Below are 25,046 nucleotides of genomic sequence, written 5' to 3'. Positions count from 1 at the left end.
TGGCCCGAATTGGGTGGAATAGTCCTATTGTCAATTGATGCCTAGGCACCAAGATGACCCGGTCCGGTGCATTGACCCTTTACCCCCAGCCCCCAATGCCCGGACCGGATCTTCAATCGCCCGACAGGCGATCAGGGGGTTTCATTTCCAAGCAGGATACTTGCGCCGACGATTGCTGCGGGATCTCCGCTGGCATTGGCCGTCTGCAGCAGAACGGCGCAGCCGCCCTTTTTCACCTTTGCCACAACGCTGGCCGGCAGCTTCACCGTCATCGGCGAACCATCCCACATGCCAACAGTTTGCACGTCATAAACGCTGTGCCAGTAGGACATTTTTTTCCCCTGGTTCTCGCCCTTCTGCACATCCACCGTCTGTTCGCGGGTGAAATAGGCAACGACGACATCGGCCTTGCCATTACCGGCGCCAATATCAATCTCCACCTCGTCGCCGGCAAATTTTGACGAGACCGGCACGCTCAGCCCCTGGCCTTCGCGCTTGAAAGCATCGAGCCTGTCATAGATACCGCGCACATCCGCACCCTTGACATGGTCGCGGCCGTTGAGAATGGCCTGTGGCGTATAGACCCCGTTACGGCCGAGCGCCCGCATGTAGCCATATTGCCGTTCAGTATTTTCCTTGGATGCCAGCGAATCCGTCCAGCCAAGATAATTCCAGTAATCGACATGGTAAGAAAGACCGACGACATCGCCTTTCTGGATCATCTTGCGCAGCGCTTCATCCGCCGGCGGGCAGGATGCGCATCCCTGCGATGTGAACAATTCGACGACGCCCTTCACAGCCTCCTGCGCCTGCGCGGAGGTGACCAGTAACGTGCCGAGAAGACATATCGACAGGGGGAATTTCAGTGGCATTACGAAAACCTTTGTCCGGCAGGATATCCAGACGAATTGATGCGATCAATCCTGCCGGGATGCAAACCGGAAAATAACGTCTATTGCCCTTCAATAGAAAGTCACGAAGGGGTGAGCGGCAATCACAAAAAAACAGAACAAGAAATGAAAGAGACGCCGGGATTTTGCCCGGCGCCTCTTGCTCATCTAGGCTTTATCAGCCAGCCAGATCGCGAAGAACGGTCTGCAGAATGCCGCCATTGTTCATGTAAATCACTTCATCCAGCGTATCGATGCGGCAAAGAAGCGGAACTTCCTTCACCGAACCGTCGCTGTAAGTGATCTTGGCGATTTTCTTTTCACGCGGCTTGATTTCACCTTCGAGACCGTCGATCTCGACGACTTCGTCACCCTTGAGATCGAGGCTTGCCCAGGTCGTGCCTTCCTCGAAGACGAAAGGCACAACGCCCATGCCGACGAGGTTCGAACGGTGGATGCGCTCGAAGGACTGCGCGATCACAGCCTTGACACCAAGCAGATTGGTACCCTTTGCCGCCCAGTCGCGGGAAGAGCCGTTACCATATTCGACACCGGCAAAGATGACGAGCGGAACGCCCTCCGCCTTATACTTCATGGCAGCGTCATAGATCGACATCTCTTCCTTGGACGGATAGTGGATGGTGTATCCGCCTTCCTTGCCGTTCGGGCCGAGCATGTGGTTGCGAATGCGGATATTGGCGAAGGTGCCGCGCATCATCACCTCATGGTTGCCGCGCCGCGTGCCATACTGGTTGAAGTCGACAACGGCAACGCCGTTTTCCGTCAGATAGGCGCCGGCCGGCGAAGCAGCCTTGATCGAGCCGGCCGGGGAAATATGGTCGGTGGTGATCTTGTCGCCGAAGAGGCCGAGAACGCGCGCGCCCTTGATGTTCTTCAGACCCGTGCCCTTCTTGCCCATGCCGACGAAATAAGGCGGGTTCTGCACATAGGTCGACTTGTCGTCCCAGGCATAGGTCTGGCCCGGAGGAACCTGAACGGCCTGCCAGTTCGCATCGCCCTTGAACACGTCGGCATATTTCGTTTCATAAAGTTCTCGGGTGACGTATTTCAGGATGAATTCCTGAATTTCCCTGGAGGTCGGCCAGATATCCTTGAGATAGACCGGGTTGCCGTTCTGGTCGTCGCCAATCGGCTCCTTGGTCAAGTCCTTTTGGACCGTGCCGGCAAGGGCATAAGCCACGACGAGCGGCGGCGAAGCGAGGTAGTTCGCCTGAACGTCAGGGGAAATACGGCCTTCGAAGTTACGGTTGCCCGAAAGAACACCCGCGGTGATCAGGCCCTTGTCGTTGATCGTCTTGGAGATGGCCGGCGGCAGCGGGCCGGAATTGCCGATGCAGGTGGTGCAACCAAAGCCGACGAGGTTGAAGCCGATGGCGTCGAGATCCTTTTGCAGGCCCGCCTTTTCAAGATATTCGGCAACAACCTGCGATCCCGGCGCAAGCGAGGTCTTCACCCATGGCTTGGACTTCAGCCCCTTGGCCACCGCATTGCGGGCGAGAAGCCCGGCAGCGATAAGAACCGAGGGGTTGGACGTGTTGGTGCAGGAGGTGATGGCGGCAATTGCCACATCGCCATGGCCGAGATCGAAGTCTTCGCCTTCAACCGCATAACGGTTCGAAAGCTGGCCGGGCTTTTTGTACTCGCTTTCGAGAGCCGTTGCGAAATTCGGCGCAATGGTTTCGAGCGGCAGGCGGCCTTCCGGACGCTTCGGGCCGGCCATGGAGGGCACGACGTCGCCGAGGTCGAGTTCAAGCGTGTCGGTAAAGACGAGGTCGGCACCATCGCCTGTGCGCCACATGTCCTGCGCCTTCGAATAGGCTTCGACGAGTGCGATGCGGTCCTTGGCACGGCCGGACATGGTCAGGTAATTGATGGTTTCGCCATCAACCGGGAAGAAGCCACAGGTCGCACCATATTCCGGCCCCATATTGCCGATGGTCGCGCGGTCGGCGAGCGTCATCGAATCGAGGCCGGGGCCGAAGAATTCAACGAATTTGGAAACAACACCCTTCTTGCGCAGCATCTGCACGACGGTCAAAACGAGGTCGGTCGCAGTCACGCCTTCCTTCATCTTGCCGGTCAGCTTGAAGCCGATGACCTCGGGCAGCAGCATGGAGACCGGCTGGCCGAGCATGGCGGCTTCAGCCTCGATGCCGCCGACGCCCCAGCCGAGAACGCCGAGACCATTGATCATGGTGGTGTGGCTGTCGGTGCCGACGCAGGTATCCGGATAAGCAATCGTCTCGCCATCCTCTTCCTTCGTCCAGACGGTCTGGCCGAGATATTCAAGATTGACCTGGTGACAGATACCGGTGCCTGGCGGAACCACACGGAAATTCTTGAACGCCTGCTGGCCCCACTTCAGGAAGCGGTAACGCTCGCCATTGCGTTCATATTCAAGTTCGACGTTGCGGGCAAAGGCGCTCGGCGTACCGAATTCATCGACGATGACCGAGTGGTCGATGACGAGATCGACGGGAACGAGCGGATTGATTTTCTCCGGGTCGCCACCGAGCGACACCATGGCATCACGCATGGCGGCAAGATCGACCACGGCGGGAACGCCGGTAAAATCCTGCATGAGAACGCGGGCGGGACGATAGGCGATTTCCGTCTCGGTCAGACCCTTATTGTTCAGCCATTCGGCGACGGCCAGAATGTGCTCCCTGGTGACGGACTGGCCGTCCTCGAAACGAAGCAGGTTCTCCAGAAGAACCTTCATGGAATAAGGCAGCTTGGAAACGCCCTTGAGACCGTTTGCCTCAGCCTTGGGAAGGCTGAAATAAACATAGTCCTTACCGTCAACAGTAAGGACGGAACGACATTGGAAACTGTCGAGAGATTTGGCCACGGTTTAAAACCCCGCATAATCTGATAGCCAACACGCGCGTGCGGACCCCTGTGCTCGCAAGCACATCAGGATGCGGGTACGACCATTTCCGCTGTCCGCACGTGAAAGTTACTCCTCGTAACATTCAGGTCCGGCGCAAGATGATGTTCACGCCGGCCGCTAGCGTGGTTGACATCCATATAGATAATTTCCGAGAAACGTGCCAGACCATTCAGTGACTCAAATCGATTTTTTTACGATTGTGATGATGAAAATCTCAAACGGAACCCCGGCATGGATTTGACGGCGGAAAATCTTGGCGTAAGACGCGGCGAAGATTTCATATTCATGAATATTTCCTTCAAGTTAAGCAACGGTGAGGCACTGGTGCTGACCGGTCGGAATGGCTCGGGAAAATCCACTCTCCTGCGTACCGTGGCCGGCCTGCTACGCCCCGAACAGGGATGGATAAAGATAGCCGGCGAAGGAATAGAAGAAGACATGCGCCCCTCGGAAGCCTGCCATTATCTTGGCCATCGCAATGCGATGAAAATGGAACTGACCGTTTCGGAAAATCTGAGTTTCTGGAAAGATTTCCTCGGTGATTTTTCCGGTGGTGCGGGCATCGCAATCGATGAGGCGGCTGAGATCGTCGGTCTCGCCGGCATTACTCATCTGCCCTTCGGTTATCTCTCCGCCGGCCAACAACGGCGTTTTGCCATGGCGAAGCTTCTGATTGCCTGGCGGCCCATATGGATTCTCGACGAGCCGACGGCGGCACTCGACAAGGCTGCGGACGGTATGTTTACCGGTCTCGTGAAAGACCATCTTGGGAAAGGCGGCATCGTCCTGGCGGCGACTCATCAGCCGTTGGGACTGGAGAATGCGCGAGAATTGCAGATGACGGGGTTCGCGGGCGTGGAGGCTTGGGCATGATGGGTTTGCGGGTGTGGTTTACCCCCCTCTGCCCTGCCGGGCATCTCCCCCTCAAGGGGGGAGATCTATCTGCGGCTAGGCCTCGACAATCTCAACGCTCGAAAATGGAGTGGTGGAAGAGCATCTTGCCAATCTCCCCCCTTGAGGGGGAGATGCCCGGCAGGGCAGAGGGGGGTAAACCACACCCACCGAGGGTGCCCCGATGACCGCCCTCCTCCTCCGCGACATCAAACTCTCCATCCGCGCCGGCGGCGGCGCCTTGATCGGCGTGCTGTTCTTCATGACTGTGGTTGCCGTCATCCCCTTCGGTGTCGGCCCCGATCTCAATCTGCTTGCCCGCATCGGCCCCGCCATCGTCTGGATCGGCGCTCTTCTGTCCGCCCTTCTCGGCCTCGACCGGCTGTTTCAGGCGGAGCGGGATGACGGGTCGCTGGACCTCATTCTCATGCAGGAAAACCCGCTGGTGCTGACGGTCTTGGTCAAATGCCTGGCGCATTGGGTCGGAACCGGCCTGCCGCTGGTGCTGGCCTCGCCACTGCTCGGTCTGTTCATGAACATGGACGAAGTGGCGATCGGCGCTGTGATGCTGACACTTCTCGTCGGCTCTCCAGCCATCACCTTCATCGGGGCGGTAGGAGCCGCCGTCGCGGTCGCCCTGCCGCGCGGCGGGCTTCTTGTCTCCATCCTCGTCCTGCCACTCGCCATTCCGGTGCTGATCTTCGGCGTCAGCGCTTCTTATGCGGCGGTGCAGGATCCTGCGCCATTCATGCCGCCGTTCCTCATTCTCTGCGCGATCACGTTATTTTCAGCCGTGACCGGTCCTTTCTTTGCCGCTTTGGCCCTGCGCAATGTTATGGATTGATGAAGCCGCGATTGACGATCCCTTGTTGACAGGGATCAATTGCGGGGCGGCCATTCTCGGGTTACACAAGCGGCATGAACGAGCAGACCTTCACCATCACCAAATTCAGTGATCTCGCCAATCCCACACGGTTTCTGGCGCTGGCCGCACGCATTCTGCCCTGGCTCGCTGCACTCACGGCGATGGTGCTGGCCGCTGGTCTTTATCTCTCCTTCACCACCGACGGTGATTACCAGCAGGGTTACACCGTGCGCATCATGTATGTGCATGTGCCATCCGCCTGGCTTGCGATGATGTGTTATTCGATCATGGCGGTTTCAGCCATCGGCACCCTCGTTTGGCGTCATCCGCTGGCGGATGTCAGCCACAAGGCCGCCGCCCCCATCGGTGCCGCGTTCACGCTGATTGCCCTCATTACCGGCTCGCTCTGGGGCAAACCCATGTGGGGAACGTGGTGGGTGTGGGATGCACGACTGACCTCCGTATTCGTGCTTTTCCTGATGTATCTCGGCCTCATTGCGCTCAACCGTGCCATGGACGATCCATCCAGAGCCGCCCGCGTCAGCGCCGTGCTGATCCTCGTCGGTTTCGTGAATATTCCGATTATCAAGTTCTCGGTCGAATGGTGGAACACGCTGCACCAGCCGGCAAGCGTTATCCGCATGGGTGGTTCCGCCATCGACGCGGAATTTCTCTGGCCGCTTCTGACCATGGCGATCGGCTTCACGCTGCTGTTCTTCACATTACACATCGCCGCCATGCGCAACGAAATCTGGCGCCGGCGCGTGGCCGCACAACGGCGGCTTGCCGCCCGCATGGCCAACCGGGAGGGCTGAGGCATATGACGCACGCCTTTTATATCGGCATGTCTTACGCGGCGACCGGGCTTGTCGTTCTCTGTCTCATCGCCTGGGTTGTCGTGGACGGTCAGGCACGCAAGCGTGAACTGAAGCAACTGGAGGCATCCGGTGTGCGCCGAAGGGCGAGAGCCGGTTCCGCAGGTGACGCGCAATGACGCAGACCAGCCAGAATCAGGACTCCAAAACCAAGGCGACCGGCCGCGCGCGTTATGGGCTGGCGCTGCTGCCGCTTCTGCTTTTCGGGGGTTTTGCCCTCGTCGCCGGCAAGATGCTTTATGATCAGGACGTGAACGGGCTGGATATCAGCGCCATTCCCTCCGCACTCATCGGCGCCAAGGCGCCGTCCCTGTCGCTGCCGCCGCTGGAAGGCTCGAACCTGCCGGCGCTCACCGATGCCGCCATCAAGGGCAAGCTGACGCTGGTCAACGTCTTTGCCTCCTGGTGCATTCCCTGCCGGCAGGAGCATCCGCTATTGCAGGAACTGGCGAAAGACAGCCGCATCACCGTCGTCGGCATCAATTATAAGGATAAGCAGGACAATGCGCTCCGCTTCCTTGGCGAACTTGGCAATCCCTTTGCCGCAATAGGCGTCGATCCGAACGGCAAGGCCGCAATCGACTGGGGTGTCTATGGCATCCCCGAAAGTTACCTTGTCGGCGCCGACGGCACGATCCTTTATAAAAAGGTTGGCCCCTTCGATGCCCGCAGCGTCGAGCGCGACCTGCTGCCAGCCATCACGGCCGCAGCCGGCAGATAGCCCCCGAGCAGGAAAGCTCAATTCTTCGAAATAACCCGGAGCGACGGGCCTTCGGCCGGCATGCGTATACCTTCCAGCACGACCTGGTCACGACCGCTGCGCTTTGCGGCATAAAGGCTGTCATCGGCCCGCTTGATGGCATCATGGATGGAATGATCTCCCCTTGCGACGGCCGAAACACCGAAGCTTGCGGTGATCTGACTGGCCACACCCCGGTTGCGCCAATCGAGGGACGAGAGGTTAGAGCGCATGCCATTGGCAAGCTGACCGGCAGCCGCAGCCGTCTGGCCGGGCAGAAAGACCACGAATTCCTCGCCGCCGAAACGCGCCACCAGCGCGCCTTCAGGTGCGTTCCGCCTGAGAAGATCGGAAAGGCCGATGAGAACGATATCTCCGGCAGCATGGCCGTAAACGTCGTTGATGCGCTTGAAATGGTCTATATCGCAGGCAATGACCGCCCCATCAGGCGTATCGTTGCGAAAATCGGGAACACGCCGGTCAAAGCCGCGCCGGTTCAGCACATCCGTCAACGGGTCGTGTTCCGCGGCATGCAGGTGCCGGTCGACGGTGACGGAAATCTGGCTTGCGAGCACGGAAAGCGCGAGCAGGAAGCCGAATATGCTCGCGGCAAGCTGCATGTAGAAGGCATAGTCCGACTCGAAAAATTCGCTGAGCTCGATCATCGAGCCGTTCGGCGTCATCACCAGCAACATGCCGATACGCACCAGCGTTTCCAGCACCACCAGAGAAGCAATCGCCACCATCAGTCGATCCGCGAGGGTCACCGGCCGCTTCCGCACAAGCCAGACCGGAAAAGCGAGCAGCAGGGCGCAAACGAGATCGCCGATGACGAGCTCGCGCTTCAGATCCGGCGTGATGAAAACGTGAAATGAAACCAGGACAACGGCTGCAAGCACGAGCGACAGCCGTGCCATCGTGTGGAGCGGCCGCCCGAAATGGGTAAGCAGCGCATGGCCGTAGAGAAAAAAGGCGGAAAAGAACAGCAGGTTCGAGATAATCGCCTGCACTTCGAAGGGCAGACCGCCGAGCACCAGGGGGGCAGCAAAACCAAAAGCCGCGGCAAGATAGCCGACACCCCAATACCGCGCCGAAACATGACCGATCCTTTGCAGGAACAGGAACACTACGCCGAATGTCAGCATGATGAAGGGGAGAAGATAGGCGAAATTATCTTGCAATGTGTTCTGCCGGAACGAGAGACAAGCCTTTAAGCACCGGACATTACCGCAATGCCATTAAGAAAACTTGCATATATCGCCCGTGGGCTCGTTCACATTTGCGGGAGTGCGTTTTGCCATTCCTTGATCGCATCGAGCGGCCAGACCAGCATGACCACGTTCAGCGTCAGATTATCGCGGATTAGCCACCCCGTGAAGATTTCGAAGAAGATGGCGATTATTACCGTCAGCCACACCGGCACGCGGGCGGCAAAAAGGAAACCCAGCGCCATGAAAACCGTGTCCATCGCCGAGTTCAGAATGCTGTCGCCGGTGTAACCCAGCGCCATGGTCGCTGTGCGATAACGATCGATGATGATGGGTGAATTTTCGAGAAGTTCCCACGCCGCCTCGATCAGAACCGCGAAGGAAAGCCGCATGGAAAACGGTTTGTTGCGGAACAGCAGCCAGGCGAACCAATAAAACAGAAAGCCGTGAATGATATGCGAGGGCGTATACCAGTCGGCCAGATGCTGGGAATTGCCCGGCGTGTTCACACCCGGCTCGAACAGCTTCACGTAACCGCATTCGCAGATGGGAATACGGCCCATGGCATAGAGAATGACGATCTGCAGCAGAAGCAGCCCGGCGGCCACGCCGAACCATCTAAGCGAACGCGAACGGGAAGCCGACATTTCCGCAATTGTCATTTTTCGTCCTTGCCGAGAGGCTCGACAGAATGGCGCATGACGAGCGGCATTTGCGCCATGGTGAAGATGATGGTGATCGGCATCGTGCCCCACACCTTGAAGGCAACCCAGGTGTCGGTGGTGAACATGCGCCAGACGACCTCGTTCAACACCGCCAGAAACAGGAAAAACACGCCCCAGCGCAGCGTCAGTTTGCGCCAGCCTTCATCCGTCAGCTTGAAGGCCGAATTGAAGACATAACCGAGCAGCGACTGGCCGAAGAACAGACCGCCCAGCAGGATGACGCCGAACAGCGTGTTGACGATGGTCGGCTTCATCTTGATGAAGGTATCGTTCTGCAGCCACAACGTCAGCGCGCCGAACACAAAGACGACGATGCCTGATATCAGCGGCATGATCGGCAACTTCCGCGTCAAAATCCAGGACACGGTCAAAGCGGCGGCGGTCGCGATCATGAACAGGCCGGTGGCGATGAAGATCGGCCCACCGAATTCCGTCAAAACCGGAAAAGTCGAGGCCAGCCATTCGCCGCGGGAATTGGCGAAAAAGAAAACCATGAGCGGGCCAAGCTCAAGCACGAATTTCAGGAGCGGGCTGATTTCCGCCACCATCTTTTCGCTTTCCTTGGAATTGCTTTCAATATCCATACTCAAACTCCCGCAATGGCCTTGGCGAAATCTTCCGCCTCGAAGGGCTCCAGATCATCAACGCCTTCACCCACACCGATGAAATAAACCGGCAGCTTGTGTTTGGCGGCGATGGCGACGAGGATACCGCCCCGCGCCGTGCCATCCAATTTTGTCATAATCAGGCCCGAAACACCCGCAACATTGCGGAATATCTCCACCTGGTTCAAGGCGTTCTGGCCGGTCGTCGCATCCAGCGTCTGCAGCACGGTGTGCGGCGCATCCGGATCGAGCTTGCCAAGCACACGGACAATCTTTTCCAGTTCAGCCATCAGCTCCGTCTTGTTCTGCAGACGGCCGGCCGTATCGATGATGAGCACATCGCTTTTTTCCGCCCGCGCCTGCTCATAGGCATCGTAGGCCAGACCGGAGGCATCTGCCCCGAGCTTCGTGCCGATAAATTGCGAGCCGGTGCGATCCGCCCAGATTTTCAGCTGCTCTATCGCCGCCGCGCGGAACGTGTCGCCAGCTGCGAGCATCACTTTAAGGCCCGAGCCTGAGAGTTTGGCAGCAAGCTTGCCGATGGTCGTCGTCTTGCCGGTGCCGTTGACGCCCACGACGAGAATGACATGCGGCTTGTGCGAAAGATCGAGTTCCAAAGGTTTGGCGACCGGCTTCAGGACCTTGGTGATCTCACCGGCCATGATACGCGCCACATCCTCACCGCTCACATCCTTGCCGTAACGTTCGGAAGACAAAGCGCCGGTGATGCGCATTGCGGTCTCGACGCCCAGATCCGACTGGATGAGAAGGTCTTCCAGCTCGTCAAGCGTGTCCTCGTCCAGCTTGCGCTTGGTAAACAGCGCCGAAATCTGCGTGGTCAGCTGCGACGAGGTGCGGGCAAGCCCGGCCCGCAGGCGCTGAAACCAGCTGAGCTTCGGTTGCGGTGCTTCGGCGACAGGCTCTTCACGCTCGCTTGCCGATGAAAAGCCCTTCGGCAAAGCCTGCGGCACTACAGGGGGTTCGACGGCATCTACCGACTCCGCCTCATCGAGCAATGCATCCATCGCGTCAGCATCGAGCACGGCATCGACAGCTTCCGGCAAAGGCTCGGCCTGCTCTTCGGCGGCGGCTTCCGCCTGCAGCAGCGACAGCGGCACCAGCCCCATATCCCCGGAAAGCTCGGCCCCGGGCAGAAGCGGCGCCTCCTCATCGTCTTCTTCTTCCGAAGGCGTGGCATCCGCTGCCTCGTCCGGAACAGGCCCGCCCGCCGTCTCCATCTCCAGTTCGGAAACCGGATCCTCGTCGACAGGTACATGCGCTTCGGCCTCGCTCAACGCCGCTTCGAAAGAGGCGTTTTCATTGCCGCGCACAAGTGCAGCATCCTCTTGTGGCCGCTCATTCGTTTCGGCCTTGTCCTTGCCGAACGAAAAGACTTTTTTGATGAAGCCGAGGGCCATGGTCGTTCCCGTGTCTTTTCTCTTGAGCCGCCTCAGGCAGCGTTCGCCGCCAGAAGCTTCATATTCAGATGTTTGCCGTTGTGGCTGGTAATCGCAACCTGCGCAAGAGTGCGCGGGGCAAGATCAGGCGCCGCCACCAGCGTGAAATTATCGGTATGGGCAAAACCGGTGTTTTCCACCAGGATCGTCTGCACCGAACCGACCATATTCTGCAACTGCGCCACCTTAAGCGCTTCACCGCGTTCGCGAAGCCTCGCCGCCCGGTCCTTCACCAGCGCCCGGTCGAGCTGCGGCATGCGGGCCGCCGGCGTGCCGGCACGCGGGCTGTAAGGAAATACATGCAGGCTGGAAATACCGCATTCTTCCGCAAGCGTGGCAGCGTTTTCAAACATTTCTTCCGTCTCGGTCGGGAACCCGGCGATCATATCCGCGCCGAAGGCGATGTCAGGCCTCAGCGACCGCACGTCATGACAGAAGCGGATGGCATCAGCCCGTGAATGGCGGCGTTTCATGCGTTTCAGGATCATGTCGTCGCCATGTTGAAGGGAGAGATGCAGATGCGGCATGAAACGCGGCTCATCGGCAATCAGATCCATCAGATGATGATCGGCCTCGATACTGTCGATGGAGGAAAGGCGCAGGCGCAGAATGTCCGGCACCTGCTTCAGCAATGTCTTGGCGAGGTAGCCGAGAGAAGGCTCGCCCGGCAGATCAGCCCCATAGCTGGTCGCATCCACTCCGGTCAGCACGATCTCGCAATAGCCGCTTTCCGTCAGCCTGCGCGCCTGATCCACCACCGCACCCATCGGCACGGAGCGGGAATTGCCGCGCCCATAGGGAATGATGCAGAAGGTGCAGCGATGATCGCAGCCATTCTGCACCTGAATGAAGGCGCGCACGTGCCCGTCAATATGCTTGACCATCTGCGGCGCGGTCGCCTTGATGCTCATGATATCGTTGACACGCAGCTTTTCTTCCGCCGAAACGCCAAAATCCGGCAGCGCGCGGTAGGAGGAGCTTTTCAGCTTTTCCTCATTGCCCAGCACCGCATCCACCTCGGGCATTTCGGCAAAGGTCTGTTTTTCCGTCTGGGCAGCACAGCCGGTAACGATGATACGCGCATGCGGATTGTCCCGCCGCGCCCGGCGGATGGCCTGACGCGCCTGACGTACCGCTTCACCTGTGACGGCACAGGTATTGACCAGTACGGCATTGTTCAGCCCGGCCTTTTCGGCCTCCGCCCGCATCACTTCCGATTCATAGGTGTTGAGACGACAGCCGAAGGTTATGACCTCGACGCCGCTCATACGGCCCCCCACTCCACCGCATCACGCGACCACGCGCCGGTAACGGGATCGACGGTGCCGGACCATTCCCATTCGGCCGGCCCGGTCATGATGACGTGATTGTCCTCGCGCCAATCGATGGCGAGCGGCACGCGCACGGGGCTGGAGGCGACATCGATAGTTACCTTTCTGCCCGTGCGGCCGGTGCGGGCCGAGGAAACGGCGGCAGCGCAGGCTGCGGAACCGCAAGCAAGCGTCAGCCCGGCGCCGCGCTCCCAGGTGCGGGTGCGAAGCGCACTGTCGGACATCACCTGCGCCAGCGTGATATTGGCCTTTTCCGGAAACATCGGATGGTTTTCGAGCAGCGGCCCGAACCGCTCAAGATCGAAACTCATCGGGTCACGATCCACCCAGAAAATCGCGTGCGGATTACCCATCGACATGACGGCGGGCGAATGCAGGATCGGCGCGTCGATCGGCCCGATCTGCAATTCGATGCGGCTGGTGTCGTGGAACTCTTCCGAAAGCGGAATATCGCTCCAGCGGAAACGCGGCAGGCCCATATCGACTGATATCATGCCGTCTTCATGCTCGACGGCGTTCAGAATGCCCGCCACCGTCTGGAAGGTAAAGCTGGTCTTTCCGGTTTCGGAAGACAGAGCCTGTACCACACAGCGCGTTCCATTGCCGCAGGCCTGGGCCTTCGTGCCGTCGCAATTGAGAATATCAATGAAGGCATCCGTGCCGCCAACACGCGGATCATGGATTGCCATGATCTGGTCGAACTGGGTCGCGGGATCGGCATTGAGCGCGATTGCTGCCGCAGGCGTGACCATATCCTTGCGGCCGCGCATGTCGACAACGAGGATCTTGTTGCCAAGCCCGTTCATCTTCGCAAATTCGACCGTATCCGCCATCGCCTTGAACCTGAAAACTATCTGAAACCGGATTTCATACGGGATTTACCCGCGCTTTCGCCCTATATGGCGGAAAGACCGGCAAATTACCAGACTGTTGCGGCGCAAACCGGACAGCGCTCAGGCGGAGGGTACGTCGAAAACCTCACCGGGGCGCATGGGCCGGAAACGGCTTTCCTCCACACCCTGCTCCACAAGCGCCGTTTTCAGCGCCGCAAGTGGCGCATCGACAGCCTCGTCGGTGAGTTGCACCGTACCCCAATGATGGCCGCAGACATGCGCGGCACCGCAAAGCTTCATGCCCTCAACGGCTTCCGCCGGGTTCTGGTGCTGGCCTTTCATGAACCAGCGCGGCTCATAAGCACCGAAAGGCAGGTTGGCGAGGCGGAATTCGCCATGTTTCTTGCGCGCAGCGTGATAATTGAGGCCTTCGTGAAAGCCGGTATCGCCGATGTGGTAGATTTTCCCACCCGGCCCCTCGATGACGAAGGCAGCCCACAATGCCATGCTGCGGTCGTTGAGCCCGCGGGCTGACCAGTGGTGGCACGGTTCGAAATGAATTTTGACCGACCCCGCCTCCACGACATCGCCCCAGTCGCCCACCTTGATACGCGCCGCCTCCACGCCGGTGCGGATGATGGCGTCATTGCCGAGCGGCGTGATGAAAAGCGGCTTGTGCGCCACATGCAGCCGCTTCAGCGTTTCCATATCCAGATGGTCGTAATGATTGTGCGTCAGCAGCACCAGATCGATGGGCGGCAGATCCTCGAAACGGATGCCGGGCGGATTGACGCGCTTGGGACCGGCGAAACTGAACGGACTGGTACGCTGCGACCACACCGGATCGACGAGAATATTCAACCCTGCCGTCTGGATCAGAAAGGAGGCATGGCCGACGAAGGTGACACGGATATTCTTGCCATCAACCCGGCTTTCCGGCTTTGCGAAAGGAAAAGGGCTCGGATAATTTTCCGGCCACGTGGCGCGCTCACCATTGAAGCGCCATTTCAACAGGCCCATGAAATTGCCGGGCGGCGAGCCGCCGGGATTGAAGAAGCGCACCCCGTCGAAATGATCGGAGATCGGCCCGCTATAATAGGCGCTGGCGTTCAAACGGCGGGCAAACAGCGCCCCGCCCGCCACAGCGAGCAATCCAAGGGTTGAAAAACGAAAGAAATTTCGACGGTTCATGCTAAAGGTATAGGGAGCGGAATGGTGCCGTTCAAGCCGCGCCAATCGCGGTTTGCAGCCGATCACACAAAGATGAAATGCAAGGCCGCACGGCTGAAAACCGGCAACGCCTTGACTTTTCCAGCGCTTTCCTGTTTATCCCCGCCAATCAGCTGGCAGTTTCACGACTCCAAGCCGCCGACCGGGACCCGCAGAGGTATAAAGAGATCCCGGAGGTCAACACCCGACAGCGCGATGCGCCCTCGGGTGCTTTTTGGCTTTGCGTCTTGTTTTTGCCAGCGAAAGCACCGACGTTTCGGAAACCCCGGAACGAAGAAGGAAGAAACGATGTTTGAAAACCTCCAGGACCGCCTTGGTTCCATTCTGAATGGACTGACCGGCCGTGGCGCGCTGACGGAAGCCGATGTTGCCGCCGCCCTGCGCGAGGTTCGCCGCGCGCTTCTGGAAGCGGACGTGGCGCTGGAAGTCGTGCGCTCCTTCACCGACAGGGTGCGTGAAAAGGCCGTTGGTGCCGCCGTCCTGAAGTCCATCAAGCCCGGCCAGATGGTCGTCAAGATCGTGCATGATGAACTTGTCGAGATGCTCGGCACCGAAGGCGTCTCGATCGACCTGCATGCGGCCGCCCCCGTCGTCATCATGATGGTCGGTCTGCAGGGTTCTGGTAAAACCACCACGACAGGCAAGATCGCCAAGCGCCTGACCGACCGCGAGAAGAAGAAGGTGCTGATGGCATCTCTCGACACGCGCCGTCCCGCCGCACAGGAACAGCTTCGCCAGCTGGGCGTCCAGACCGGTGTCGACACGCTGCCGGTGATCGCCGGCCAGTCGCCGACCGATATCGCCGCGCGCGCCGTGCAGGCGGCCAAGCTCGGCGGCCACGACGTCGTCATCCTCGATACCGCCGGCCGTACCCATATCGACGAACCCTTGATGCTGGAAATGGCCGACATCAAGAAGAAGTCCAACCCGCATGAAATCCTGCTGGTCGCGGATTCGCTGACCGGTCAGGACGCCGTCAATCTGGCGCGCAACTTCGATGAGCGCGTCGGCATCACCGGTCTCGTGCTGACCCGTATGGACGGCGACGGACGCGGTGGTGCGGCCCTCTCCATGCGTGCCGTCACCGGCAAGCCGATCAAGCTGATCGGTATCGGCGAGCGCATGAACGAACTCGACGAGTTCCATCCGCGCCGTATCGCCGACCGTATTCTCGGCATGGGCGACATCGTCTCGCTGGTCGAAAAGGCCGCCGAAAACATCGATGCGGAAAAAGCCCGCGCCATGGCCGAAAAGATGGCCAAGGGCAAGTTCGACCTCAACGATCTCGCCGACCAGCTTGGCCAGATGAAGAAGATGGGCGGCATGGGCGGCATCATGGGGCTGATGCCCGGCATGGCCGGCATGAAGGACAAGATGGCTTCGGCCGGCATGAACGACAAGATGTTCGACCGCCAGATCGCCATCATCTCCTCGATGACCAGGGCGGAACGCGCCAATCCCGATATTCTGAAGCACAGCCGCAAGAAGCGCATCGCCGCCGGTTCCGGCACGGATGCCGCCGAAATCAACAAGCTTTTGAAGATGCACCGCGGCATGGCCGACATGATGAAAGCCATGGGCGGCAAGGGCAAAGGCGGCATCATGAAGCAGATGATGGGCGGCCTGGCGGGCAAGATGGGGCTCGGCGGCATGGGCGGCGGTATGCCTGATCTGTCGAATATCGATCCGAAGCAGCTCGAAGCGCTCCAGAAGCAGGCTGAAGCAGCCGGTCTCGGCAAGCCGGGCGCAATGCCCGGTCTTGGCAGCCTGCCGGGTGGATTGCCTGGTCTTGGTGGCGCCAAGCTGCCGGGTCTTGGCGGTATGCCGGGCCTGCCCGGCTTCCCGAAAAAGAAGTGAGGGGACGCCAGTGAACAACACAGAAGTGAAAGCTCAGCTTTCCGAATACCGCCAGTCGATCGACAATATCGATGCCGCACTGGTCCATATTCTTGCCGAACGTTTCCGCTGTACCAAGGCGGTGGGCGTGCTGAAGGCAAAGTACAATTTGCCGCCGGCAGACCCGGCGCGCGAGGAATACCAGATCGAACGCCTTCGCCGCCTGGCGAAGGATGCCAATCTGGATCCGGATTTCGCCGAGAAGTTCTTGAACTTCATCATCAAGGAAGTCATCCGGCATCATGAAGCAATCGCCGCCGAACATGGCGGTAACGAAAAGACCGCCTGAACGGCGGACAAGCCATCTTAAGGAGTAAACAACATGGCACTTAAAATTCGTCTCGCACGCGGTGGTTCCAAGAAGCGCCCGTATTACCAGATCGTCGTTGCTGACGCCCGTTCGCCCCGCGACGGCCGTTTCCTCGAGAAGGTCGGCTCCTGGAACCCGATGCTCGCCAAGGACAACCCGCAGCGCATCGAGCTGAAGGCTGACCTCATCAAGGAATGGATCGCCAAGGGCGCACAGCCGACCGACCGCGTTCTGCGCTTCCTCGCCGAAGCCGGTCTTGCCGAGCGCGCCGCTCGCAGCAACCCGGAAAAGGCAAAGCCGGGCAAGCGCGCCCTGGAACGCGTTGCTGAAAAGAAGCAGAAGGCTGAAGATGCAGCCGCTGCTGCTGCGGAAGCCTCTGCTGCAGAATAATCTGCACGGTAACTTTTGAAAAACGGGTGGCGTGGTTTTCCATGCCGCCCGTTTTTTGTTTATTTTGGCGTCAACAAACCTTAAAGCTGACGCAACCACCACCAGAAGACGGACGGCCCGATGGCAAAGCTGGAAAACCCGGTACTCATGGCAAAGATCGGCGGCGCGCAGGGCCTGCGTGGCGAAGTCCGTGTCAGCACCTATACAGCCGACCCGATGGCGCTCGGCGACTATGGCAATCTGGTTACGGCCGATGGCCGCATCTTCGAAATCCTGGAAGTCCGCGAAGGCAAGAATGTCGTCGTTGTCCGTTTCAGGGGCATCAACGACCGCAATGCGGCGGAGAGCCTGAACGGTCTGGAACTGTTCGTCGACCGTGACAATCTGCCTGACGACGAGCTTGACGATGACGAGTTTTATTATGCCGATCTCGAGGGGCTGGAAGCCGTCGATGCTGAAGGCAAAAGTTATGGCGCCGTCAGCGCCGTTTACGATTTCGGCGCAGGTGACCTGCTGGAGTTGAAAGGTGCGGGCCGTCGCCCTGCCCTCATTCCCTTTTCGGAAGCGGCCGTGCTGGAAATTGACCTGGAAGCCGGCCGCATTCTCATCGACCCGATGGCCGCCGGCCTGATCGATAATCCCGACGACAAGGACGAAACCGGCGTATCGCCGTTCGGCAAGACATAAATCCATGACCTTCAAGGCTACCGTTCTGACGCTCTACCCGGAAATGTTTCCGGGACATCTCGGATATTCTCTAGCAGGCAAGGCGCTGGAGCGGGGGCAATGGTCGCTGGATGCCGTGCAGATCCGCGAATTTGCCACTGACAGACACAGAAGCGTGGATGACACACCGGCAGGCGGCGGCGCCGGCATGGTGCTGAAACCCGATGTGCTGGCAGCAGCCATCGACCAAGTTTCGGATGGCGACACGCGGCCGCTGCTGCTGATGAGCCCGCGTGGCAAACCGCTATCGCAGAACCGCGTGCGCGAACTGGCGGCGGGTGAAGGCGCGATCATCGTCTGCGGTCGCTTCGAAGGCGTCGACCAACGGGTGATCGACGCGCGTGGGCTGGAGGAGGTGTCTATCGGCGATTACATCCTCTCTGGCGGCGAGCCGGCGGCCCTGACGCTGCTGGACGCCGTCGTCCGCATACTGCCTGGTGTCATGGGCAACGATCTTTCCGGCGTGCATGAAAGCTTCGAGGGCGGGCTGCTGGAACATCCGCATTATACCCGCCCGCAGGTCTGGGAAGGCCGCGACATTCCCGCTGTCCTCACATCAGGCAATCATGCCGTCATCGACAGGTGGCGACACGAACAGGCTCTGGCACTGACCAAGGAAAGACGGCCAGACCTTCTCAAAAAAGCTCAGGCCGAAACGAAATAATAGGCCGTCAATATCAGACCCACCGCAATCACCAGCCAGCGGATGATCCATTGCGGCACCCGTCTTGCGGTGTGAACGCCGACATAACCGCCAAGCGCTGCCGCCGGAAACATGATGAGCGCAGCCCACCAGGACACGACGCCGCCGCTGACGAAGATCGCGATTGCAATAACTGCGATCACCACCGACAGCAGGTTCTTCAACGCGTTCAGGTGATGATAGCTACCGCCCGAGGTTATTCCGAGGATGGCGAGCATCATGATGCCCATGCCGGCACCGAAGAAACCACCATAAATGGATGCAAGCCCCTGAAAGGCGAGGCTTGGCAGATTGCCGGGCGAACGCTCGGCACTCGTCTTGGGGCGCAGCCACGGGCCAGCAGCGAAAACGGCAGTAGCCGCCAGAAGCAGCCATGGCACCAGTTGGCGAAAGGATGGATTGTCAAGCGATAGCAGCAGCAAAGCCCCCCCGAGCCCGCCGACAACGGACACCGCCGACAGCAGGATCGCCTCACGCCAGTGCGCACGAATTTCCGGCCCATAGGCGATCACGGAGGTAATGTAGCCCGGAAACTGCACGATTGCCGACGTTGCATTGGCAACGATGGGCGGCAGGCCGGCAAGCGTCATCGCCCCGAATGTCAGGAAAGTGCCGCCACCGGCAATCGCATTGACGACACCAGACAGAAAGCCGGTCGCAAACAGCATGAGAACGATGAAAACTGACATGGCCCCTCCCAAGGTACTCATGCCATATCCGGCAAGACGCCCCTTCGCAACTGCTGCGAGGCAACGCATAATTGATAAAATTTTGTCATGAAAGGGATGACAAACGGCGCATGCTAGTATATGTGCGCGCTTGGAATTGGGGTTTGCCCCTTTAACCGCAAGCAAAGAATGGCGAACCCGCTCCTGCCGCAAGGCATGGTCTGAAGGCATTGACCGACAGACGAACGTTGAGCGCTCTGGCTGTTTCAGAAGAAATCAGAGGTTAATATGACCAATATCATTCAGCAGCTGGAAGCCGAACAGGCTGCCAAGATCGAAGCAAAGCGTACCCTGCCGGACTTTTCTCCGGGCGACACGCTGCGCGTCAACGTTCGCGTGACGGAAGGTAACCGTACCCGCGTTCAGGCTTACGAAGGCGTTTGCATCGCCCGTTCCGGCGGTGGTCTTTCCGAAAGCTTCACCGTTCGCAAGATTTCCTACGGCGAAGGCGTCGAGCGCGTATTCCCGATCTACTCCCCGCTGGTTGAAGGCGTTGAAATCGTTCGCCGCGGTAAGGTTCGCCGCGCGAAGCTCTACTACCTGCGCGATCGTCGCGGCAAGGCTGCCCGTATCGTTGAAAACACCGGTACGCGCGCCCGTAAGCTGAACGAATCCGAGCGCCAGGCAGCAGCCGAAGAAAAGGCACGTCTGGAAGCCGAAAAGGTAGCAGCAGCACAGGCTCTCGCCGCCGAGAAGGCAGCAGCCGAAGCCGCAGAAGCCAAGGCAGCGGAAGAAGCAGCAAAGGCTGCAGAAGCCACAGCGGAATAAGATTTCCATTTCAATGGATTTACGGGAAAGGCGGCCTTCAGGCCGCCTTTTTTGTTGCTTGTATTTTAAGTAAGCCGGATCACAGCCGAGCGCTTGCATGCGCGATCGGCGACAGCGTCCCATCCGTCAGGATCAAAGCAAGCACAAGCAACAATGACATTAGTCTGCACGGCGCAAATTTCGCTTCTTCCGTGTAATCCACTGAAAGAGCATGGATTGCATTACCGCAAAAGGAGGAGCCAATACCTTCGTCTTTCAATGAGTATGGCACGGGAACTAGCTTGGGCTACCGACTTTATCTTTGCCTTTGAGAAGGCGCAAGAGGAGCTGAAGCTGGTTATCAAGACAATCGACAACCACGGCATTATGATTATCAATAATAGTTGTTTATTTTATATATAAAATTTGTTATTACTTTAATAGCAGCATTATTTAAGTGTTTTATTATAATAAATATGTATTTTTTATAAAAACTAAATAAATAATAAGTATTTTTTGATAATTTACATTTTATGTAATGAGTTATATTGATAATATCACTGAAAAATAGAAATATAAACGTAAATATATAAAAAATAAATTTCAAATTTTACAAAAGTCAAAAGGATATTAAAATGGTAATAGCAGTAAATTTCGGTAACGGTGGCGCGGCTTCTGTATCATCGCTTACCAAGTCGACCGATCAGGAAGTCTACCAACTGCTTACGGTGTCCACCACTCAGGAAAAGAACGGCGTCTCGCTTGAAACTGGTCCATTAGGTACAATCAACGTCGCTGGAACCGGCAGCAAGGTCGACGTTGGATACGACGCAAACGAAAATGGCTTCACCTTCGATGTGTCCTCCGAATGGAATTCCGTAAAGAATGCTCTCATAAAGTCCGAGAGGCCTGAGAACATTAAACTCAAGGATTTTGTACATGTGGACGTTCAGCTCGGCGGTACAGGCTCTTCCAACCTCGAAGTTCTTAACACCAAGCGCGGCAACATCTCAACAGGTGCTGGTAACGACACTGTCGCGGTCTCTCTCCTTTCGAATGAAAACACTTGGGTGAATGCCTTTAATATCGATACGGGCGCAGGCAACGACACGATCAATGTAAAAAGGGGTGCTGCGTTCAACGATGCTTCCTCCGCAAGCCCGGGTGGCATTGTTGCTGGCACCTACGTTGCGAATGGTGGAGTCGGTGTTACGAATGGTCGCTTCACCTCCGTCAAGATCGACGCAGGCACCGGTAACGACGAAATAGACCTAAGTAGTGTAAATCTCGCTTCGTCGGTGATAATCGGAGGTAAAGGCATGGATCGTATGACGGCAAGCGGTGGCACAGATACCTTTGTTTTTAATAAGGGCGACACGGGGACTTGGCTCGCTACCGATACCATCTTTGGCTTCGACGCATCCATGGACAAGCTGAAACTCGTCGGCACAACTATCGATGACTGGGCGGTGACAAGTTACGGTGTCAACACTCTTATCGTCAACATTACGCTTGAGCGCGGAGACGAGTCGATCATTCTGTCCGGCGTTCGGCTGGAAAACAATGACTGGTTCACAGCATAGTTCTCCAAAGCGCTGGCAGTATTTTGAACAATGATGGTGGCTCGGCACACGTCCGAGCCACGATTTCTTGTTCCTTCAAAACACTTCAAATAAACGCATCCAACAGCCACAACTGTAACACGCAAAGGCGGTGACATAATCCCATGCGGCAACTTAGGTGCAAACGGGCTGTACTCTGAGTAAAGCCACCTGATCCAAGAACTCCCTACGTAAAACCCACGCCGGCAGAACCGGCTGTCGTATTGACAAAGGAAATCAGGCCGTCTTGGCCTGATCACCCATTTTACGCGCGGCGATGATGACCAGCACACCCGCAAGCGCCAGGCAGAAGGCGAGGAAGAACATCGGCGCAATCGTGCTGCCGGTCTGATCCTTGATCCACGGCACCACATTCTGCGCCACGAACCCACCGAGATTACCGACGGAATTGATGGCGGCAATGCCCGCGGCCGCACCTGCACCCTTGAGGAAGCGGCCGGGCAGGCTCCAGAACACCGGCTGGCCGGCAAAGATGCCCGCAGCGGCGATGCAGAGGAAGCTGAACTGTAGGACCGGATCGCTCAGCAGCGCCGACATCAGCAAGCAGAACGCGCCGACAAAAGCCGGGCCGACGATGTAGGGCGTCTTGTTCTTCGCCTTGTCGGCAGCGTTAGGCACAACGAACAGGGCAATAGCCACGATCACCCAAGGGATGATGTTGATGAAACCATTGGCGGTGTTGGAAACGCCGAAGCTCTTCACGATCGTCGGCAGCCAGTAGCTGAGACCATAGGCGGCCAGCGGAAAACCAACATAGCAAAGCGCCATGAACAGCACGCGCGGATTGATCAGCGCCTTGAAGCCATCCTCCGCATGCTCTTCCATGCCCTTGTTTTCTTCAGCCAGCCGGTTCTTCAGCCAGTCCTTTTCATCCTGCGTCAGGAACTTCGCCTTTTCCGGCGTATCATCCAGATAAAAGAAGGTGGCGATACCGGCGATGACGGCAGGAATACCGGTTGCCAGGAACACCCACTCCCAGCCGGCATAACCGAGGAAACCATCCAGATCGAGCAGCATGCCGCCAAGCGGCGCACCAATCGCATTGGCAAGCGCGCTGAAAATCATGAACAGGCCGATCATGCGGCCGCGATAATCACGCGGGAACCACAGCGTCATCAGGAACAGCACACCGGGGAAGAAACCAGCCTCGCAGAGCCCGAGCAGGAAGCGCAGGATGTAGAACATCGTGGCGTTCTGCGTATAGGCAAGCGCGATGGTGACCGCACCCCAGGAAACCAGAATGCGGGCGAACCATTTGCTGGCGCCGAAACGGTTGAGGAACAGATTGCTCGGCACTTCGAAGATGAAGTAACCGATGAAGAACAACGAGGCGCCAAGGCCGTAGGCATATTCGCTGAGGCTCAGCGCATCGACCATCTGCAGCTTGGCATAGCTGACATTCTGGCGGTCGATATAGGCGATGAGGTAGAGAAGGCCAAGAAACGGCATCAGCCGCCAGGTGATCTTCGAGATGAGGGCTTTTTCGGATACCATGTGCTTTCCTCCCTTCGATTTCTCGTCGAATGCAAATGATAAGGGAACCCATCTATATGTGCAGCGCAAAATACGCAAGTTGCGCTGCATCATAACCATTGGAACGCGTTATGAGACCGGCATTTACTGTTGACGCAGCGCATATGAACGACACCCTGACGGCCAGTAAGCATTCATATTGCCGTAAAACTGCCGATCTGCTATGAAAGTTGCCATGGGATCTAAATTCGGATGTCTCGCTCAGAATGTTTATGTGCTGCAGGACCACAAGCGTCTGCCGGCACGGTTCTTTGCGCGCGTTTCCGGGGCGCTCACCAGCCGACTTAGGCTCGCCTGACAGCACCTGCTGTCCATCGCCTTACTGAACCCTGATTACCCTTTTCCATGACAAGGCATAGAGCCATGAGCGCACCCCGCACTTTGTATGATAAAATCTGGGACGACCACGTCGTCAATCGTGACCCGGACGGAACCTGTCTTCTCTATATCGACCGTCACCTGGTCCATGAGGTGACGAGCCCGCAGGCCTTTGAAGGTCTGCGCATCGCTGGCCGCCCGGTGCACTCGCCGGCCCGCACGCTCGCCGTGGTCGATCACAATGTCCCGACCACCGCCGACCGGCTGGAAGGCATCAAGAATGAGGAAAGCCGCATTCAGGTGGAAGCGCTTGCGCAGAACGCCAAGGATTTCGGTGTCGAATATTATTCCGAACGCGACAAGCGCCAGGGCATCGTCCACATCGTCGGGCCGGAACAGGGTTTTACCCTGCCGGGCATGACGATCGTCTGCGGCGACAGCCACACCTCCACCCATGGCGCTTTTGGCGCGCTGGCGCATGGTATCGGCACATCGGAAGTGGAACATGTTCTGGCCACCCAGACACTGATCCAGAAAAAGGCCAAGAACATGCTAGTGCGTGTCGATGGCAAGGTTCCGGAGGGCGTGACCGCCAAGGATATCATCCTCGCGATCATCGGTGAGATCGGCACGGCCGGAGGCACCGGCCACGTGATCGAATTTGCCGGCGAGGCGATCCGATCGCTTTCCATGGAAGGCCGCATGACGGTTTGCAACATGACCATCGAGGGCGGTGCCCGCGCCGGTCTGGTCGCACCGGACGAGACCACCTTCGACTACATCAAGGACAAACCGCGCGCGCCGAAGGGCGAAACGCTGGAACAGGCCATCGCCTACTGGAAGACGCTGAAATCCGACGAAGGCGCCCATTATGACAAGGTCGTGGTGCTGGACGCCGCCAATCTGCCGCCCATCGTCTCCTGGGGCTCATCACCGGAAGACGTGACTTCGGTCGAAGGCGTCGTTCCCAATCCTGATGATATCGAGGAAGAAAACAAGCGCACGTCCAAGTGGCGCGCGCTGGAGTATATGGGCCTTCAACCCGGTACCCGCATCACCGATATCGCCGTTGATCGCGTCTTCATCGGCTCCTGCACCAATGGCCGCATCGAGGATTTGCGTGCGGCGGCGAAAATCGTCGATGGCCGCAAGGTAGCCCCCACCGTCTCGGCCATGATCGTGCCCGGCTCCGGTCTGGTCAAGGAACAGGCGGAACAGGAAGGCCTGGACAAGATTTTCCTCGACGCCGGTTTCGAATGGCGTGAACCGGGCTGCTCCATGTGCCTTGCCATGAATGACGACCGTCTGAAGCCCGGCGAACGCTGCGCCTCCACCTCGAACCGCAATTTCGAGGGCCGTCAGGGTTACAAGAGCCGCACCCATCTCGTTTCCCCGGCAATGGCGGCGGCGGCGGCAATCGCCGGTCACTTCGTCGACGTGCGCGAATGGCAATAATTGCCGCAAAATGACTTAAACAACAAAACCCCGGAGTGATCCGGGGTTTTTCTTT

The 25,046-nt window shown here is 58.2% G+C and carries 24 protein-coding genes; 13 read left to right on the top strand and 11 right to left on the bottom strand.

The genetic code is table 11. The features are described from left to right. Nucleotides 1-131: 131 nt before the first annotated feature. Together ACQZ5F_RS23230 and acnA are read right to left on the bottom strand one after the other, a co-directional pair. Nucleotides 132-872: a DUF1223 domain-containing protein gene (locus ACQZ5F_RS23230; RefSeq protein WP_225338245.1), complete on the bottom strand. Its 741-nt coding sequence runs from the start codon at nucleotides 870-872 to the stop codon at nucleotides 132-134. A gap of 196 nt (nucleotides 873-1,068) precedes the next feature. Then, entirely contained in the window at nucleotides 1,069-3,762 is a 2,694-nt protein-coding gene (gene acnA, locus ACQZ5F_RS23225; RefSeq protein WP_052818728.1) for an aconitate hydratase AcnA, read from the bottom strand. A 273-nt stretch (nucleotides 3,763-4,035) separates the two neighbouring features. On the opposite strand from acnA, the gene ccmA reads away from it, so the two are divergent. The 5 genes from ccmA (at nucleotide 4,036) to ACQZ5F_RS23200 (ending at nucleotide 7,156) form a co-directional block, all read left to right on the top strand. After that, nucleotides 4,036-4,677: a heme ABC exporter ATP-binding protein CcmA gene (ccmA, locus tag ACQZ5F_RS23220; RefSeq protein WP_225338244.1), complete on the top strand. Its 642-nt coding sequence runs from the start codon at nucleotides 4,036-4,038 to the stop codon at nucleotides 4,675-4,677. A 202-nt stretch (nucleotides 4,678-4,879) separates the two neighbouring features. Next, entirely contained in the window at nucleotides 4,880-5,539 is a 660-nt protein-coding gene (gene ccmB / locus ACQZ5F_RS23215; RefSeq protein ID WP_137085427.1) for a heme exporter protein CcmB, read from the top strand. A gap of 74 nt (nucleotides 5,540-5,613) precedes the next feature. Continuing rightward, a complete protein-coding gene (locus tag ACQZ5F_RS23210; protein WP_046799579.1) occupies nucleotides 5,614-6,375 on the top strand; it encodes a heme ABC transporter permease in 762 nt (253 codons plus the stop codon). Between the two features lie 5 nt (nucleotides 6,376-6,380). After that, the gene (ccmD, locus tag ACQZ5F_RS23205) at nucleotides 6,381-6,554 is read left to right on the top strand and encodes a heme exporter protein CcmD (protein ID WP_046799580.1); all 174 of its coding nucleotides are present in this window, start codon (nucleotides 6,381-6,383) and stop codon (nucleotides 6,552-6,554) included. Beyond that, on the top strand, nucleotides 6,551-7,156 hold the full coding sequence (locus ACQZ5F_RS23200) for a DsbE family thiol:disulfide interchange protein (protein WP_225338243.1): 606 nt from the start codon (nucleotides 6,551-6,553) through the stop codon (nucleotides 7,154-7,156). The genes ccmD and ACQZ5F_RS23200 overlap by 4 nt, the downstream gene beginning before the upstream one ends. 17 nt (nucleotides 7,157-7,173) lie before the next feature. On the opposite strand, the gene ACQZ5F_RS23195 is transcribed toward ACQZ5F_RS23200, so the two are convergent. From ACQZ5F_RS23195 to ACQZ5F_RS23165, 7 genes are all read right to left on the bottom strand, one after another. Further along, on the bottom strand, nucleotides 7,174-8,355 hold the full coding sequence (locus ACQZ5F_RS23195; protein WP_225338242.1) for a GGDEF domain-containing protein: 1,182 nt from the start codon (nucleotides 8,353-8,355) through the stop codon (nucleotides 7,174-7,176). 92 nt (nucleotides 8,356-8,447) lie between these two features. After that, a complete protein-coding gene (locus tag ACQZ5F_RS23190; protein ID WP_046799583.1) occupies nucleotides 8,448-9,044 on the bottom strand; it encodes a DUF2585 domain-containing protein in 597 nt (198 codons plus the stop codon). Then, nucleotides 9,041-9,691: a septation protein A gene (locus ACQZ5F_RS23185; RefSeq protein ID WP_046799584.1), complete on the bottom strand. Its 651-nt coding sequence runs from the start codon at nucleotides 9,689-9,691 to the stop codon at nucleotides 9,041-9,043. The genes ACQZ5F_RS23190 and ACQZ5F_RS23185 overlap by 4 nt, the downstream gene beginning before the upstream one ends. Nucleotides 9,692-9,693: 2 nt before the next feature. After that, nucleotides 9,694-11,130 carry a signal recognition particle-docking protein FtsY gene (gene ftsY, locus ACQZ5F_RS23180; RefSeq protein WP_225338241.1) on the bottom strand — a complete coding sequence of 479 codons (1,437 nt, stop codon included), beginning with the start codon at nucleotides 11,128-11,130 and terminating at the stop codon, nucleotides 9,694-9,696. A 32-nt stretch (nucleotides 11,131-11,162) separates the two neighbouring features. Beyond that, nucleotides 11,163-12,437: a tRNA (N(6)-L-threonylcarbamoyladenosine(37)-C(2))-methylthiotransferase MtaB gene (gene mtaB / locus ACQZ5F_RS23175; protein ID WP_052818723.1), complete on the bottom strand. Its 1,275-nt coding sequence runs from the start codon at nucleotides 12,435-12,437 to the stop codon at nucleotides 11,163-11,165. Next, complete coding sequence (gene dapF, locus ACQZ5F_RS23170) at nucleotides 12,434-13,333, bottom strand: diaminopimelate epimerase (protein WP_448731100.1); 900 nt, start codon at nucleotides 13,331-13,333, stop codon at nucleotides 12,434-12,436. The genes mtaB and dapF overlap by 4 nt, the downstream gene beginning before the upstream one ends. Before the next feature lie 120 nt (nucleotides 13,334-13,453). Beyond that, entirely contained in the window at nucleotides 13,454-14,524 is a 1,071-nt protein-coding gene (locus ACQZ5F_RS23165) for an MBL fold metallo-hydrolase (RefSeq protein ID WP_448731099.1), read from the bottom strand. Nucleotides 14,525-14,851: 327 nt separating this feature from the next. Between ACQZ5F_RS23165 and ffh the strand changes: the two genes are divergently transcribed. The 5 genes from ffh to trmD all read left to right on the top strand — a co-directional run bounded on the left by ffh (nucleotide 14,852) and on the right by trmD (nucleotide 18,549). After that, nucleotides 14,852-16,420, top strand: coding sequence for a signal recognition particle protein (ffh, locus tag ACQZ5F_RS23160; protein WP_137085439.1), 1,569 nt, complete (start codon nucleotides 14,852-14,854; stop codon nucleotides 16,418-16,420). 10 nt (nucleotides 16,421-16,430) lie between these two features. After that, nucleotides 16,431-16,748 carry a chorismate mutase gene (locus ACQZ5F_RS23155; RefSeq protein WP_225244915.1) on the top strand — a complete coding sequence of 106 codons (318 nt, stop codon included), beginning with the start codon at nucleotides 16,431-16,433 and terminating at the stop codon, nucleotides 16,746-16,748. A gap of 33 nt (nucleotides 16,749-16,781) precedes the next feature. Then, nucleotides 16,782-17,159 (top strand): 30S ribosomal protein S16, encoded by a 378-nt coding sequence (gene rpsP, locus ACQZ5F_RS23150; protein ID WP_003505093.1) that lies wholly within the window; start codon nucleotides 16,782-16,784, stop codon nucleotides 17,157-17,159. A 120-nt stretch (nucleotides 17,160-17,279) separates the two neighbouring features. Continuing rightward, nucleotides 17,280-17,846 (top strand): ribosome maturation factor RimM, encoded by a 567-nt coding sequence (gene rimM, locus ACQZ5F_RS23145; RefSeq protein WP_046799591.1) that lies wholly within the window; start codon nucleotides 17,280-17,282, stop codon nucleotides 17,844-17,846. 4 nt (nucleotides 17,847-17,850) lie between these two features. Beyond that, entirely contained in the window at nucleotides 17,851-18,549 is a 699-nt protein-coding gene (trmD, locus tag ACQZ5F_RS23140) for a tRNA (guanosine(37)-N1)-methyltransferase TrmD (RefSeq protein WP_448731098.1), read from the top strand. On the opposite strand, the gene ACQZ5F_RS23135 is transcribed toward trmD, so the two are convergent. Then, the gene (locus ACQZ5F_RS23135; RefSeq protein ID WP_046799593.1) at nucleotides 18,531-19,277 is read right to left on the bottom strand and encodes a sulfite exporter TauE/SafE family protein; all 747 of its coding nucleotides are present in this window, start codon (nucleotides 19,275-19,277) and stop codon (nucleotides 18,531-18,533) included. The two genes, trmD and ACQZ5F_RS23135, sit on opposite strands and share 19 nt — an antisense overlap. Before the next feature lie 267 nt (nucleotides 19,278-19,544). On the opposite strand from ACQZ5F_RS23135, the gene rplS reads away from it, so the two are divergent. Further along, nucleotides 19,545-20,084: a 50S ribosomal protein L19 gene (rplS, locus tag ACQZ5F_RS23130; RefSeq protein ID WP_046799594.1), complete on the top strand. Its 540-nt coding sequence runs from the start codon at nucleotides 19,545-19,547 to the stop codon at nucleotides 20,082-20,084. A 614-nt stretch (nucleotides 20,085-20,698) separates the two neighbouring features. Continuing rightward, a complete protein-coding gene (locus ACQZ5F_RS23125; RefSeq protein WP_448731097.1) occupies nucleotides 20,699-21,646 on the top strand; it encodes a rhizobiocin in 948 nt (315 codons plus the stop codon). Nucleotides 21,647-21,901: 255 nt separating this feature from the next. Here ACQZ5F_RS23125 and ACQZ5F_RS23120 read toward each other — a convergent pair whose 3' ends face one another. After that, on the bottom strand, nucleotides 21,902-23,179 hold the full coding sequence (locus ACQZ5F_RS23120) for an MFS transporter (protein ID WP_046799597.1): 1,278 nt from the start codon (nucleotides 23,177-23,179) through the stop codon (nucleotides 21,902-21,904). A 402-nt stretch (nucleotides 23,180-23,581) separates the two neighbouring features. On the opposite strand from ACQZ5F_RS23120, the gene leuC reads away from it, so the two are divergent. Continuing rightward, nucleotides 23,582-24,991, top strand: coding sequence for a 3-isopropylmalate dehydratase large subunit (gene leuC, locus ACQZ5F_RS23115; protein WP_046799598.1), 1,410 nt, complete (start codon nucleotides 23,582-23,584; stop codon nucleotides 24,989-24,991). The last annotated feature ends 55 nt before the right edge of the window (nucleotides 24,992-25,046 follow it).

The sequence above is a fragment of the Agrobacterium sp. 22-210-1 genome (genome assembly GCF_053522525.1).
The sequence above is the reverse complement of the archived record's forward strand: the minus strand, read 5'-3'. Positions and strand labels throughout refer to the sequence as shown.

Coding starts and splice junctions, on each gene's coding strand:
- ACQZ5F_RS23230 (WP_225338245.1), bottom strand. CDS start 872: ATGCCACTGAAATTCCCCCTGTCGATATGTCTTCTCGGCACGTTACTG.
- ccmA (WP_225338244.1), top strand. CDS start 4,036: ATGGATTTGACGGCGGAAAATCTTGGCGTAAGACGCGGCGAAGATTTC.
- ccmB (WP_137085427.1), top strand. CDS start 4,880: ATGACCGCCCTCCTCCTCCGCGACATCAAACTCTCCATCCGCGCCGGC.
- ACQZ5F_RS23210 (WP_046799579.1), top strand. CDS start 5,614: ATGAACGAGCAGACCTTCACCATCACCAAATTCAGTGATCTCGCCAAT.
- ccmD (WP_046799580.1), top strand. CDS start 6,381: ATGACGCACGCCTTTTATATCGGCATGTCTTACGCGGCGACCGGGCTT.
- ACQZ5F_RS23200 (WP_225338243.1), top strand. CDS start 6,551: ATGACGCAGACCAGCCAGAATCAGGACTCCAAAACCAAGGCGACCGGC.
- ACQZ5F_RS23190 (WP_046799583.1), bottom strand. CDS start 9,044: ATGACAATTGCGGAAATGTCGGCTTCCCGTTCGCGTTCGCTTAGATGG.
- ACQZ5F_RS23185 (WP_046799584.1), bottom strand. CDS start 9,691: ATGGATATTGAAAGCAATTCCAAGGAAAGCGAAAAGATGGTGGCGGAA.
- ftsY (WP_225338241.1), bottom strand. CDS start 11,130: ATGGCCCTCGGCTTCATCAAAAAAGTCTTTTCGTTCGGCAAGGACAAG.
- mtaB (WP_052818723.1), bottom strand. CDS start 12,437: ATGAGCGGCGTCGAGGTCATAACCTTCGGCTGTCGTCTCAACACCTAT.
- dapF (WP_448731100.1), bottom strand. CDS start 13,333: ATGGCGGATACGGTCGAATTTGCGAAGATGAACGGGCTTGGCAACAAG.
- ACQZ5F_RS23165 (WP_448731099.1), bottom strand. CDS start 14,524: ATGAACCGTCGAAATTTCTTTCGTTTTTCAACCCTTGGATTGCTCGCT.
- ffh (WP_137085439.1), top strand. CDS start 14,852: ATGTTTGAAAACCTCCAGGACCGCCTTGGTTCCATTCTGAATGGACTG.
- rpsP (WP_003505093.1), top strand. CDS start 16,782: ATGGCACTTAAAATTCGTCTCGCACGCGGTGGTTCCAAGAAGCGCCCG.
- rimM (WP_046799591.1), top strand. CDS start 17,280: ATGGCAAAGCTGGAAAACCCGGTACTCATGGCAAAGATCGGCGGCGCG.
- trmD (WP_448731098.1), top strand. CDS start 17,851: ATGACCTTCAAGGCTACCGTTCTGACGCTCTACCCGGAAATGTTTCCG.
- ACQZ5F_RS23135 (WP_046799593.1), bottom strand. CDS start 19,277: ATGTCAGTTTTCATCGTTCTCATGCTGTTTGCGACCGGCTTTCTGTCT.
- rplS (WP_046799594.1), top strand. CDS start 19,545: ATGACCAATATCATTCAGCAGCTGGAAGCCGAACAGGCTGCCAAGATC.
- ACQZ5F_RS23125 (WP_448731097.1), top strand. CDS start 20,699: ATGGTAATAGCAGTAAATTTCGGTAACGGTGGCGCGGCTTCTGTATCA.
- ACQZ5F_RS23120 (WP_046799597.1), bottom strand. CDS start 23,179: ATGGTATCCGAAAAAGCCCTCATCTCGAAGATCACCTGGCGGCTGATG.
- leuC (WP_046799598.1), top strand. CDS start 23,582: ATGAGCGCACCCCGCACTTTGTATGATAAAATCTGGGACGACCACGTC.